General features: G+C 28.3%; 12 protein-coding genes. 9 read left to right on the plus strand and 3 right to left on the minus strand.

The window, feature by feature from the left end; genetic code table 11:
• Position 1: 1 nt before the first annotated feature.
• The 5 genes from D9T19_RS05295 to ureC all read left to right on the plus strand — a co-directional run bounded on the left by D9T19_RS05295 (position 2) and on the right by ureC (position 7,049).
• Entirely contained in the window at positions 2-1,441 is a 1,440-nt protein-coding gene (locus D9T19_RS05295) for an FAD binding domain-containing protein (RefSeq protein ID WP_121627183.1), read from the plus strand.
• A complete protein-coding gene (locus D9T19_RS05300; RefSeq protein WP_121627184.1) occupies positions 1,441-3,762 on the plus strand; it encodes a xanthine dehydrogenase molybdopterin binding subunit in 2,322 nt (773 codons plus the stop codon). The genes D9T19_RS05295 and D9T19_RS05300 overlap by 1 nt, the downstream gene beginning before the upstream one ends.
• Before the next feature lie 2 nt (positions 3,763-3,764).
• The gene (locus tag D9T19_RS05305) at positions 3,765-4,547 is read left to right on the plus strand and encodes an XdhC family protein (RefSeq protein ID WP_121627185.1); all 783 of its coding nucleotides are present in this window, start codon (positions 3,765-3,767) and stop codon (positions 4,545-4,547) included.
• Between the two features lie 122 nt (positions 4,548-4,669).
• Positions 4,670-5,347, plus strand: a complete 678-nt coding sequence (locus D9T19_RS05310) for an urease subunit beta (protein WP_121627186.1) — start codon at positions 4,670-4,672, stop codon at positions 5,345-5,347.
• 1 nt (position 5,348) lies between these two features.
• Positions 5,349-7,049, plus strand: a complete 1,701-nt coding sequence (gene ureC / locus D9T19_RS05315) for an urease subunit alpha (protein ID WP_121627187.1) — start codon at positions 5,349-5,351, stop codon at positions 7,047-7,049.
• Between the two features lie 78 nt (positions 7,050-7,127).
• On the opposite strand, the gene D9T19_RS05320 is transcribed toward ureC, so the two are convergent.
• Positions 7,128-8,543: a KAP family P-loop NTPase fold protein gene (locus D9T19_RS05320; protein WP_121627188.1), complete on the minus strand. Its 1,416-nt coding sequence runs from the start codon at positions 8,541-8,543 to the stop codon at positions 7,128-7,130.
• Positions 8,544-8,729: 186 nt separating this feature from the next.
• Here D9T19_RS05320 and D9T19_RS05325 point away from each other — a divergent pair, with 186 nt between their 5' ends.
• Genes D9T19_RS05325 through D9T19_RS05340 form a run of 4 tightly spaced genes read left to right on the plus strand, consistent with a single transcriptional unit; the run spans position 8,730 to position 11,057 of the window.
• A complete protein-coding gene (locus tag D9T19_RS05325) occupies positions 8,730-9,164 on the plus strand; it encodes an urease accessory protein UreE (RefSeq protein ID WP_228197970.1) in 435 nt (144 codons plus the stop codon).
• Entirely contained in the window at positions 9,139-9,843 is a 705-nt protein-coding gene (locus D9T19_RS05330) for an urease accessory protein UreF (protein ID WP_121627189.1), read from the plus strand. The genes D9T19_RS05325 and D9T19_RS05330 overlap by 26 nt, the downstream gene beginning before the upstream one ends.
• A 13-nt stretch (positions 9,844-9,856) precedes the next feature.
• Entirely contained in the window at positions 9,857-10,444 is a 588-nt protein-coding gene (ureG, locus tag D9T19_RS05335; RefSeq protein ID WP_121627190.1) for an urease accessory protein UreG, read from the plus strand.
• A gap of 1 nt (position 10,445) precedes the next feature.
• Positions 10,446-11,057, plus strand: coding sequence for a LysE family translocator (locus D9T19_RS05340; RefSeq protein ID WP_121627191.1), 612 nt, complete (start codon positions 10,446-10,448; stop codon positions 11,055-11,057).
• A 49-nt stretch (positions 11,058-11,106) separates the two neighbouring features.
• Here the strand turns inward: D9T19_RS05340 and D9T19_RS05345 are convergent, their stop codons facing one another.
• Both D9T19_RS05345 and D9T19_RS05350 read right to left on the minus strand, forming a co-directional pair.
• Positions 11,107-11,604 (minus strand): hypothetical protein, encoded by a 498-nt coding sequence (locus D9T19_RS05345; protein WP_121627192.1) that lies wholly within the window; start codon positions 11,602-11,604, stop codon positions 11,107-11,109.
• 120 nt (positions 11,605-11,724) lie between these two features.
• The gene (locus tag D9T19_RS05350) at positions 11,725-13,713 is read right to left on the minus strand and encodes a molybdopterin oxidoreductase family protein (protein ID WP_121627193.1); all 1,989 of its coding nucleotides are present in this window, start codon (positions 13,711-13,713) and stop codon (positions 11,725-11,727) included.
• Between the last annotated feature and the right edge of the window lie 46 nt (positions 13,714-13,759).

A 13,759-nucleotide genomic window follows, 5' to 3' on the forward strand; every position in this document is an offset into this window, starting at 1 on the left:
AATGAGAGATTATATATTATTATTTATTAATGGGAAAAAACATAAGGTTTCAAGTATTTATGCTAAGCAGAACCTTTCTGAATATTTAAGAGATACCTTAGGTATGAAAGGAACAAAAATTGTTTGTTCTGAAGGAGATTGTGGTGCATGTACTGTTTTACTTCACAGATATATAGATAAAAAGAAAACAACTTTTTCTAGTATAAATTCATGTATTGCACCTTTATATGTACTTGATTGTTGTCATATTATTACTATTGAAGGAATTGAAACTTCAAATTCAATTCATCCTGTTCAAGAAGCAATGGCGAAACATCACGGAACTCAATGTGGATTTTGTACTCCTGGAATTGTAAATGCTTTAGTGTCTATGAGTGATGATTTAATTGCTGCAAATAAAAATGTAGATATGAAAAAAGTAAAAAATTATACTACTGGAAACTTGTGTAGATGTACAGGATACAAAGGTATTGTTGAAGCTGGAATGTCTTTAGATTTAAGTGAAATCAAACCACTGTTTGAAAGATATGATTCAAAAGAAATTCAAGAAGAACTTGAAATTGCATTTAAAGATGAAGTTGTACTAGATGATAAGGAAAAAGAAATTAGTATTATTTTACCTAAAACTATAAAACGTGCAGTTGAGTTAAAAACAGAAAATTATAGTGTGATTTCTGGAGGTACTGATATTTCTGTATTTGTAAATAAAGGTTATAACAAAACTAAAAAATTTGTATCTTTGATAAATGTGGATGAATTATATGAAATACAAGACAATGATGATTTTGTATCATTTTCTTCAAGAGTTAGTTTAACAGATGTTGAAAAAAGCTGTGAAGAATATTTTGAAGAGTTTGCAAACTCTTTAAAAGTATTTGCATCTCCACAAATCAAAAATAAAGGAACGCTTATAGGGAATATTGCAAATGGTTCTCCTATTGGTGATACTATTCCTTTTTTATATGTAAGTGATGCTTCTTTGGAATTAGTAAGTGCAAATGGACAAAGAGATATTTTAATTCCTGATTTTTATTTAGGTTATAAACAGTTTGCTTTAAAAGATGATGAAATTATTACAAAAGTGAAAATTCCAAAAAAAGATAAAGAGTTTAAAATATATAAAGTATCTGCTAGAAAAGATTTAGATATTTCTGTAGTATCTCTTGCAATTGGGTATAAGATAGAAGATGAAAAAATTATTGATATCTCAATAGCTTATGGTGGAGTTGCAGCAACTGTATATAAAGCTAAAGCCTTAGAAGAAGTTCTTTTAAATAAAGAATTAAAAGAGGAGTATTTTAAAGAAGCTATTTCTTTAATTCCTAGTTTATTAACACCTTTTAGTGATCATAGAGGAAGTAGTGAATTTAGAATAAAACTTTGTCAAAATTTATTAATGAAATTTTATAGTGAAGTAACTTCACAAAGAGAGGTTGCATAATGTCACATGGAAAAAATATACCACACGATTCAGCTTATACTCACGTAACAGGGAAAAGTGTTTTTATAGATGATAGAGTTGCAATGACAAATGAAGTATTTGTAGGTCTTATTACCTCAAAGTGTGCAAAAGGAATTGTTAAAAATATAGATTTCACAAAAGCTTTAGAACTTGAAGATGTTTATGCTGGATATACCGCAGAAGATTTTGTTAGTAATAAGTGGGGAACAATTGTTCATGACCAATCATTATTAGCAAAAGAGATTGAACATTTTGATGAACCTATTGCAATATTAGCTTGTAAAGACAGAGCTTCTTTTGAAGAAGCAAAAGCTTTAGTTGCAGTTGAAGTAGAAGAACTTGAAGCAGTTTTAAGTATTGATACAGCAATAAAGCAAAAAGATTTTCACTATACAGCGACACCTTTTGAAAAAGGTGATATTAAAAAAGCTTTTGAAAATGCTTCAAATATATTAGAAGGTGATTTTTATTCAGGTGGACAAGAACACTTTTATTTAGAATCACAAGCTGCTGTTGTTTATCCTTTAGAAGATGGTGGGGTTGAAGTTCATAGTTCATCTCAACATTCAACAGAAACACAACATGTAGTAGCTCACGCACTTGGACTTCCTTTAAATCAAGTATCTTGTATAGTAAAAAGAATGGGTGGAGGTTTTGGAGGAAAAGAATCACAACCTGCAGCATTTGCTTCTTATGCAGGAATTGTTGCAAAAAAACTTAATCGTCCTGCAAGAATAATTTTAACAAAAGATGAAGATATGAAAATTACAGGGAAACGTCATCCTGTAAAAACTTTTTATAAGGTTGCTTTTGAAAATAATGGAAAAATCACAGCACTTGAAGCTCATACATATTCAGATGGTGGAGCTTATACAGATGTAAGTCCTTCTATTTTAGAGAGAGTTATGTTTCACCTTGATGGTGCTTACGATTTAGAAAATGCATATATTTCTGGAAGAGTTTGTAAAACAAACTATCCTTCGAATACTGCATTTAGAGGTTTTGGTGGTCCACAAGGAACTTTTGTAATTGAAACATTAATTGAAGATATTGCAAACTTTTTAAATCTTGATTCTTTAGATATTAGAAAAGAAAATTATTATAAAGGTGATGACTGTACAACTCCTTATGCTCAAAAAGTTATCAATAATAAACTTCCCGAATTATTTGAAAAAATAGAAAAAAGCTCAAACTATTATGAAAGAAGAAAAGAAATAGATGCTTTTAATGCTAAAAATACAGGAACAATAAAAGGACTATCTTTAACAGCAGTTAAATTTGGTATTGCTTTTACTGCACGACATTTAAATCAAGGAAATGCTTTAATCAATATTCACCTTGATGGAACAATTCAAGCATCAACAGGTGCTACAGAAATGGGACAAGGAGTTAATACAAAAATTGCACAAATTATTGCTGAGGTTTTTGATATGGAGCCTAAAAAAGTAATCATAATGTCAACATCAACACAAAGAAATGCAAATACATCTCCAACAGCAGCTTCGAGTGGTTCTGATATAAATGGTGGAGCTGCATTAAAAGCTGCACTTGTATTAAAAGAAAGAATTCAAAAAGTAGCTTGGCAAAAATTTAGTGGAAAAGTTTTTAATACAGTTGATGAATACTCACTTGATATTGAAGAAGATTTCCAAAGATTAGAGTTTAAATCAGGAATGATAATTGATCCAATAGAAAAGAAAGAAATCTCTTTTGAAGAGGTTTTAAATATTGCATATGTAAATAGAGTTTCATTATGTGAATATGCTCATTTTAAAACTGAAGATTTAGGTTTTGATAAAAATACAGGAAGAGGAAAAGCTTTTAATTACTTTACAAATGGTGTTGCTTTAAGTGAAGTTAGTATTGACGAATTTACAGGTTCTATGAAACTTTTAAAAACAGATATTATTATGGATTTAGGACGAATGATAAATCCAGGAATCGATGAAGGACAAGTAGCAGGTGCATTTGTTCAAGCTCAAGGTTGGGTAAGTTTAGAAAAACTTTGTTATTCTCCTAAAGGTGAGTTATTATCTCATTCACCAACTACATATAAAATACCAAGTATTCAAGATATGCCAAGAGAATTTAATATTGATTTTATAGAAAATAATACAACAACAATGAATGTAAGACGCTCAAAAGCAGTAGGTGAACCGCCATTTTTATTAGGAATTAGTGTTTTTACAGCTGCAAAAGATGCTTTAAGATATAGAGCAAAATCAAAAGAAATAGTAAAACTTAACTCACCTGCAACAAATGAAGCAATTTTAATGAAATTAGAAGAGTTAAAGGCATAAAAATGAATTTTGTATTTGATGAATTTCTCCTAGCTTGTCAAAAGCTAAGAGAAAATAATATCTCTTTTGTAATCACAACCTTAACAGATAAAAAAAACTCAGTACCACAAGATATAGGCTCAAAAATGATTATCACTCCTGATGGTATTGCTTTTGGAACAGTAGGCGGTGGAGCTTTTGAAAAAAATGCAATATCAATTGCACAAGAGTTATTAAAAGATGAAGAACTTAAAACTTTATATAAAGAAATTAATTTAAATAAAGATTTAAAAATGACTTGCGGAGGTTCAGCAAATCTTTTATTTGAAAAAATAGAGACAAAAGAAGCTTGGGAAATCACAGTTTTTGGAGCAGGGCATGTCTCACAATCAGTGATACGAACACTTTTAAATCTTGATTGTAAAATAAAATGTATAGATATAAGACAAGATTGGTTGGATAAATTACCAAAATCACCAAAATTAGAATTAATCAAAGTATCACAATATACAGATGAAATTGAAAATATCTCTACTAAATCTTATGTTTTGATTATGACACCAGGTCATAAATTTGATTATCCAATTTTAAAAGAAGTTATAAAAAAAGATATTTTCCCCTATATTGGTGTAATTGGTGCAAAAAATAAAAGACATAAATTAGATAGACAACTAAAAGAAGAAAATCTAAAAAATGAGTTTTTTTGTCCAATGGGTGAAAAGTTTGGATCAAATAATCCAAATGAAATAGCTATTAGTATTACTGCACAACTTTTAAAAGTAAGAGACTTTTTGTTAAATCAATAAAAAGAGTAGTATTCTCTCATATTGTATAGTTTTTATAAAGAAGTAGAGAGTTAATATTTAGTAAAAAGTATATAATATCTACAATGATAAATATTTTATACAATTCTGAAAAAGGTGAATAGATGTTATTGACAAACAGAGAACAAGAAAAGTTGATGATATATACAGCTGCAAAACTTGCACTTGAGCGAAAAGAAAGAGGGTGTAAGCTTAATTTTCCAGAAGCTACTGCAATTATTACTTCATATATACTTGAAGGTGCAAGAGATGGAAAAAGTGTTGCACAACTTATGGTTGATGCTACAAAAGTTTTAGATGAAACTGATGTAATGGACGGAATTGCTTCTATGATGGATATGGTTCAAGTTGAAGCAACTTTTGATGATGGTACAAAACTTGTAACTGTTCATAGTCCAATCCAAGCAAATGATTCAATGGTCCCTGGTGAATATATTGTTGATGATGGTGAAATACAATTAAATGAAAATTGTACTATTGATACAATTGAAGTTGAGAATACAGGTGATAGACCTATTCAAGTAGGTTCTCATTATCACTTTTTTGAGGTAAATTCTAACCTTAGCTTTGATAGAGAACTAGCTTATGGTAAAAGACTTGATGTAGCAGCAGGTACATCTGTACGGTTTGAACCAGGAAGTAAAAAAGAGGTTAATCTTGTTGTCTTTACAGGTAAAAGATATATGAGTGGATTTAATGCTTTGGTTGAGGGTAACTTAGATGATGAATCAACAAAACAAAAAGCAATGCAAAACCTTGCAGTTTTTTTAGGAGAGAAATAATATGAAAATTTCAAAACAAAAATATGCTTCAATGTTTGGACCAACAACTGGTGATAGATTTAGACTTGCAGATACTTCATTAATAGCAGAAATTGAAAAAGATTATACAACTTACGGTGAAGAAGTAAAGTTTGGTGGTGGTAAAACAATACGAGATGGAATGGCTCAAAGTCCAACTGCTGTTGATGTTGCAGATTTGATTATTACAAATGCAGTAGTAATTGATTATACTGGAATTTATAAAGCAGATATCGGAATCAAAGATGGAAAAATATCAGCAATAGGAAAAGCAGGAAATCCAAATCTATGTGATGGAATTACAGATGGTTTAGAAATTGGAGCTAATACAGAGATACTTTCAGCTGAAGGAAAAGTAATAACAGCAGGTGGAATTGACTCACATATTCACTTTATCTCTCCTACTCAAATAGATGAAGCCTTATCAAGTGGAGTTACTACAATGGTAGGAGGTGGAACTGGACCAAATACTGGAACTAATGCAACTACTTGTACTCCAGGTGAGTGGAATATTTCAAAAATGATTGAATCGGTTGAAAACTATCCTTTAAACTTTGGTTTTATGGGTAAAGGGAATTCAAGTTCATATGAAGCACTTCAATCACAAATCCAAGCAGGCGCAATGGGTCTTAAACTTCATGAAGATTGGGGAAGTACTCCAAATGCAATTGATACTTGTTTAAAAGTTGCCGATGATTTTGATGTGCAAGTTGCAATTCATACAGATACTTTAAACGAATCAGGTTTTGTAGAAAATACTGTAGGGGCTTTTAAAAATAGAACTATTCATACTTTCCATTCTGAAGGTGCAGGAGGAGGTCATGCTCCTGATATTATGAAAGTTGCAGGACTTGCAAATGTATTACCATCATCTACAAATCCAACACTTCCTTATACAAAAAATACAATAGAAGAACATCTTGATATGTTAATGGTTTGTCACCATTTAAGTCCAAAGATTCCTGAAGATGTAAGTTTTGCAGAATCAAGAATACGAGGTAAAACAATTGCTGCTGAAGATGTACTTCATGATATTGGTGCAATTTCTATTACAAGTTCAGATTCTCAAGCAATGGGAAGAGTAGGTGAAGTACTTATAAGAACTTGGCAAGTTGCTGATTCTATGAAAAAACAACGTGGTGCCTTAGCTCCTGATACGCAAAGAAGTGATAATACTAGAATCAAAAGATATATCGCAAAATATACTATTAATCCTGCAATTGCTTGTGGTATTGATGAGCATGTAGGAAGTGTTGAAGTTGGTAAAATGGCTGACCTTGTTATGTGGGACAGAGCATTTTTTGGTGTAAAACCAAGTTTAGTAATTAAGGGTGGATTTATTGCCGTTTCTGTAATGGGTGATGCAAATGCCTCAATTCCAACACCAGAACCAAATTTATATAGAAAAATGTTTGGATCACATGGAAAAGCCAGTGCTAAAATTAGTGCTATATTTACTTCAAAAGTAGCAAGTACAAACTTAAAAGAAAAACTAGGAATTGATAAACAAGTATTAGCTGTTAAAAATACTAGAAATATCGGTAAAAAAGATATGAAGTTAAATGACTTTATTGGAGATATTGTAGTTGACCCTGAAACGTATGATGTTTTCGTTGATGGTGAATTAATCGAATCTGATTATGTTACAACTGTGCCTATGGCTAAAAAATATTTTATGTTTTAGGAAGTATGATTAGTTTTGAAGATTTATAATTAGAGTGTTTTTTTCTATTATAAATCTTCATAGTTAAATTGTTATGCTTTAACTTAATTGTCCAGTGTGTTCAACTAAATTAGGATAATTAAAAATTGATATATTAACTATTTTATCATCCTCATAAGTGCTAGTATCTTCTTCTTTTATTGATTGTTTAATTATTCCTAAAATATTAGATGAAGTTTTACTTCTCTTAAAATCTTTGTATTCCATAGAGTAAAATTCAGCGAAAAATGTAATTATTGAAAATAAAGGAATATCATTTTTATTAGATTGAAGTACATGTGTTTTTACTTTAATATCTGAATAATTAGTATTTATTTCTAACATTAATTCTTCAAATGGTTTATTACTTGTTCTTTTATTTTTTATAATTTCTAAGAACTCTTTATATCTATTATTATCACTATGTTTTAACATGATTAAAAATAATAAATAAGGTAAATGTATTTTAAATTCTGAATTATATGTAATTCTTATTGCATGTAAAGAAATCATAACTTGATTTATATCTCTTGGTTTTAAATCAAATAATTCTACGAATAGCTCAAATAGTTTTACTTTTGTATTTACTTTTTCATAAAATCCTTCTTCTAAAGGTGAAAAGAGTATTTCATCATCTAATAGATTGTACTTTTTAAATAGACTATTTATATATTCATAATTACTAGGAGTTTTTAGCTTATATTCTTGGTCGAAAAATCTTTTTAGGTACTTTTCTGATGCAAATTTATTTCCATAAACAGCATTTATTGAGTAAGATAATTGAGTTGAATCTGTTGCTATTATAAAATATAAACCTTCTATATCAAATAGATGTTTTATATTTTCAAGTAATTCTATTGCATAGTTAGGTCTACATCTATCGAGTTCATCAATTAAAATAAACATTGGTAGTTTTTTATCTTTTAAATCTTCTATAATAGAGTTTATACTATTTTTAAAAACTTTTATACTATTTTTTATCTCAATATGATTCTTTATTAAATCTTTTGATAAATTAGTTGTTAATTCTGTAATAGAATCTTGAGTATCATCAGATATATTTGTAATATTCTCTGAAAAAGTCTCTAAGGACATTCCTGTTAATTGTTTAACAAAAAAAGAAGCAAATAATGTAGTTGAAGATTTTATGAATTTTTTGGTTTTCGATTCATCGATAATAGGATTATTATCAAATGAATTACTTATCTCTGATACAAATGCAAGAAGAGGTTCTTTAGTATAATCATTTTTCCATGCATCAAATTCTACAACAGAATAATTCTGCTCTTGTAATTTATTTGATAAACTTTTTAAGAAATATGTTTTACCAGAACCCCAATTTGCATTGATATTTAAAACAAATGATTTATTTTCAAATGATGTATCTTTTGATCTACCATATCTATTTGTTAGATATAATATTAAAAAATCTATCTCATCTTTTCTTTCTAATAAGTCTTCTTCTAAATGATGCATAATATTCCTAATCTTAGTCAAGTAGTTATAATAATACTAAATAATCAGTATAAAGATAATAAAATAAATTTATATGCTTAATGATTAACAATATTTCAGATAAATTGTTTGTTTTATAAACAATGAAAATAGATTATAATAGTTAAATTTTTATACAATTGTATATATATTATATAAGGATATTTTTTGATTAAAAAAGTAATAGAAATAAAAAAAGATATTGAATCTAATGATGAGGTAGAATTATCATGGTTTGATATGCAAAAGCCAAATCTTACAGCTGTATCAAATAATGGTGTGAATTTTATTATAAAAGCAAAATTCACACATCTTCATGAAAATGATATTTTAGTTGACGAGGATGGTTATGCAATTAAAGTTAAAAGAAGTGAAGATAATATTTATATATTTGAATTTACTGATGCTTTAAATTTTGCAAAAGTAGCTTATGAAATAGGTAATAGACATCAACCTGTAATGATTGATGATATGAAAATTGTAGTTTTAGATGATATTTCATTAGCTGATATAATTGAAAATGCATATAAAAATGATGATATAAAAATCATTAAAACTACAGGATATTTTAAAGCGAATGGAAAAGCACATCACTCACACTAATTCAATCAAATTAAAATCACTTAGTAGATTTATGCAAATACTTGATGGAACTTTTCCCTCAGGTGTTTTTGTACATTCTTTTGGGCTAGAACCTCATATTGTAAAAGAAAAAGTAAAAGATATTGATAGTTTAAAAATATATCTTAAAAACTTGATTATTGACCAATATTCTAAAATGGAGTTTGTTTATGTTCAAAAAACATATAAATATTTATATGAAAATAAATTAGCTTTACTTAAAAAACTTGATAATGAAATTTCTTCATATCTTACATACGAGTATGCAAAAGCATCAAGAGATATTGGACATAATTATTATGTTCAAATCAAAGATACTCTTTTAAAAGATGAAGTAAAAGAGTATTTTTCTTTTATAGAAAATAAGAAAAGTGATGTAAATGAATTAGTTGTACTAGCTTCATATGCGTATGATTTAGATATTAGTATTGAAAATTTTATTGTTATGTGGACTAAGAAAAATCTTATAAATATTGCAGCAACTACACTTAAGATATCAAGAATCAAACCCTCTCAAGTACAAAAGATGCTTTTTGAGTTTGATGAAATATTAGAAAATATAGATTTTAATTTTGATAGTAAAATTACAAATTTTAATCCACTATTTGAAGAGATAATTTTTGAACATAAAACACTAGAACCAAAAATGTTCGTTACATAAAAGGAAACAATAAATGAGTTTAAAAATAGGAATAGCAGGACCTGTAGGAAGTGGAAAAACTTCACTAATTGAAACTGTTACAAATATATTAAAAGATAAATACAAAATAGGTATTGTTACAAATGATATTTATACAACAGAAGATGCAAATTATCTGAAACAAACACTTGATTTACCATCAGAGCAAATTATTGGAGTAGAAACGGGTGGTTGTCCACATACTGCAATTCGTGATGATATTTCTATGAATTTAAAAGCTGTTCAGGAATTAGAAGAAAAGTTTAATCCTGATATTATTTTTGTAGAAAGTGGTGGAGATAATTTGAGTGCTACTTTTTCTTATGAATTAATTGATTATTATATGTATATAATTGATACTGCACAAGGTGCTGATATTCCAAGAAAAAAAGGTGCAGGTTTACTTTTTTCTGATTTATTAGTTGTAAATAAAACAGATTTAGCTCCATATGTTGGAGTTGATTTAAAATCAATGGAAGAAGATGTAAAAGCAAATAGAAAAAATAAACCTTATGTTTTTATATCAAATAAAGATGAAAAAAGTCTAGCTCAAGTTTTAGAGTGGATTGAAGCATTATCTTAATATGGATTCATTTGCCCAATTAGCCTTATGGTTTGCAGTAATATTTCCACTAGTATTTAGTGCAGGTCCTGGAAATGTACTTTGTGCAGTTTGCGGAGCGACAAATGGATTTAGACAATCAATTCCTTTTATACTAGGTCTTAATTTAGTATATACATCGTATGCCCTATTAGCAGGTTTTGGACTAAGTGCAATTCTTAGTGCTTATCCTAGGGTGTTTATTTTTGTTCAAATACTTGGAGTAGCGTATATTTTTTGGCTAGGTTATAAGTTTTTACTTCGTAAAGATATACAAAGAAAAGAAGGAAAAACAAAACTTAGATTTATTGATGGAGTTATTTCACAAGCTTTAAATATAAAGGGAATTACAATTGTAATAACAATGTATTCACAGTTTTTAAATCCTGAAAATTCAATTGTATATGAAGTACTTACTCTTAGTTTTTCGCTATTGCTTTTAAACTTATTTACTCATATGACTTGGTCTTATGGAGGTTCTTGGATGGCACAAAAATTTGCATCATCTTATGCAGTTGAATTACAAAGTAAAATATTTGGTGGGATGTTGATTTTTATATCTTTTTGGTTGTTGTATCAAGCTATTTATTCTTAGATTTAAAGATACAAGGAGTGAGATAACTCCTCGTATTTTTTAGATTATACTATTTTTGACCGTTGTGATTTTTACCATGATTCATTCTTTTTTCCATCATAGCCATTCTTTTTTCTGCTTTTAAATCCATAAGAACTTTAAATTGTTCTTTTTGTTTTGATGTTAAAACATTATAAACTCTATCTATCATTTCAGCTTTTAATTCAATTTTGTTATCTCTTTTTTCTTTCATAATTTGAATGAATTTTGCTTTGTCAAATGAATTACTTGTAAATGCAACATTTGGAGTAACTCTTTTTTTCATTAAATCTTGTTTGATTTGTCTAATTTGTTTATGTTGATCTGTTGTTAAGTTTAATTGTCTTATCAATGACAATGGACCTTTCTGACCTTTCATTTGACCTTTTTTCATATGTCTATGACAAGATTGTTTATCACTGTTCATACCTTTTTTCATCATACCTTGACCTTGGTCATTACCTGCTGCATAAACACCTGTACTTAATACTGCTGCTAAAGCTGTTGCTATTAATAATTTTGTTTTCATTTGAAATCCTTTATTTTTTATACTGAAATTATAACAGTAAGGCTTTAATCATTTATAAATCTTATCTTAACGGTATATTAACAGATGAATTTATTATATTAACCTTGATATATTTTGATTTTAAACCTTCTCAATTTTCACAGCTGAATGATTATAATCAGGTTGTAAGGAATCTTTATCTAATAAATCACTTGTTAGGTAGTTTACTTCTCTATTGCTTATTGGCACAAAGATTGTGTCTATTCTGATTCTATCTGTTAGTTGTGCCTTTGAATTAATTTCACCTCTTATTGAAGATATTTTTATAATATCACCGTCTTTTATATTTAAATTTTTTGCATTTTTGGGATGAATTTCACAAAAGTCTAAATCTTTAAATCTTAGAAGAGTTTTAGGTAAATTTGTTTTTGTTCCACTATGCCATTGATCTCTTGTTCTTCCTGTTAAAAGAATTAGTGGATATTCTAAATTTGTTTTTTCCGAAAGTAGTTTATTTTCTACAAAATGTAGATTTGCTTTTTTATTTTCAGTAAAGAATTGTTTATTTGCTCTAATATCTTCTCCCCAAATAAAAGGTTTATTTCCTAAATCTTTATAAGAAATTTCGCTCATATTTAAATGAGGGTTTAATTTTGTCATTTCTTGATACTCTTCAAAAATCTCTTGAGGATTTTGAAAATTAAACTCTTCTTTAAAACCTAACTCTTGTGCAATTAACTGAAAAATTTCCCAGTCAGGTTTACAGTCTATTGAAGTTCTTGTAAGTCTTTCTTGTTTTGTAATTGTTCTATCAAGATTTGTTTGTGTTCCTTCTTTTTCACCCCATGGAGCAGCAGGAAGTCTTATATGTGAGAATTTTGCGGTTTCAGAATTTTCATAAGCATTTATTTCTATAACCAATGGAATTTCTTTGATAAGTCTTTCTACTTTATTTCTATTTGGTAAGTGATAAACAGGGTCTGTATGACATACTATTAATACATCAAGTTTTGCTTCCATCATTTGCGTTGCTGTCAAACCAGGTTTATTATCAATATTTTTAGTATTCCAAAATTGGGACACTTTTTTAATAGCTTCTTTATCAAATCCAAAATGCACAGCAAGCATAGTTGAAAGTCCACCAACTTCTCTTCCACCCATTGCATTTGGTTGTCCTGTAAGTGAAAAAGGTCCATTTCCCTTTTTAAATATTTTTCCAGTTAATAAATGTGTATTAATTAATGCAAGGTTCTTATCAACTCCTTGTGAAGATTGATTTAATCCCATTGTCCACGCACTTATAATATTTGGTGAACTTTTATAAAGTGTCCAAAATTCTTCAAATTGTTCTTTTGATAAACCTGTTCTTTTTAATAGTTTTGTTACGGGAACTCTTTTAAATTTATTTTTTAAAAGTTCATAGTTATTTACATAATTTGAAATAAACTCTTCATCTACTAGATTTTCATCAATTATTCTTTTTGAAACAAGATTAAAAAAATCAATATCACTATTTGGTCTTAAAGGAAGATGTAAATCAGCAATTTTTGCAGTATCTGTAAATCTAGGGTCAATTACGATTATTTTTAATCCAGCTTTTTTGGCTTTTTTTATACGGTTATGAAATACTACATGAGCTTCAGCAGTATTTGCACCTGCTAAAATCAATAAATCAGCATGATGAACATCTTCCATTCTAACAGGAACATAATCAATTCCAAAAGCTTTTTTATGTGCAGTTACTGCACTTGACATACATGTTCTACTATTTGTATCTACATTATTAGTACCTATAAAACCTTTTCCAAGTTTATTGGCTATATAATAATCTTCAGTAAGTAACTGTCCTGATAAATAAATCCCAATTTTTTCTTTTGATGTAGTTTTAATTTTTCCAGATATAAGCTTGATTGTATCTTCCCATGATGACACCTTGTATTCATCATTTATATTACTTCTTTTTACTGGTCGTAATAATCTTGTTGGTGTTTGTATACTTATAAGTTCTGAAATACCTTTTGAACAAAGTTTTCCTTCATTTACGGGATAAGCCACATCTCCTAAAAGTTTATTTTCTTCAAATTCTATTCCACAACCAACACCACAATAACCACAAACTGACTTTATCATTTTTTATGCCTTACTTTACAATTTAATATTAATTATACATAGTTTT

This window comes from Poseidonibacter antarcticus (genome assembly GCF_003667345.1).
Classification (GTDB): domain Bacteria; phylum Campylobacterota; class Campylobacteria; order Campylobacterales; family Arcobacteraceae; genus Poseidonibacter; species Poseidonibacter antarcticus.